At 36.1% G+C, this 255-nt stretch carries 1 pseudogene; it reads left to right on the plus strand.

Annotated elements, in window-relative coordinates:
* Positions 1 to 255: pseudogene (locus M3600_RS28780) on the plus strand (IS110 family transposase); the annotation flags it as partial.

Genomic DNA, 255 nt, shown 5'->3' on the forward strand with positions numbered 1-255 from the left:
AATTTCAGCGAAAACAAAAATACAGTTACATTCCTTAATTGATCAGGTATTCCCTGAGTATCGAGGAGTTTTCGGAAGTTTATACTCAAAAGTATCTTTGCTTACTTTACTAGAATTCCCTACTTCTAAGGCGGTATTAAGTGTCAGTGAAAAAGAATTAACTGATAAAATAGCTTCATTATGTAAGAATCGTTCGGTGTCCTGGGCAGAGGAAAAGGCACAAATGTTAATAGAGGCTGCCCTACGTAATCCATT

The organism is Niallia sp. MER 6 (assembly GCF_023714395.1).
Taxonomy (GTDB): Bacteria; Bacillota; Bacilli; order Bacillales; family Cytobacillaceae; genus Niallia.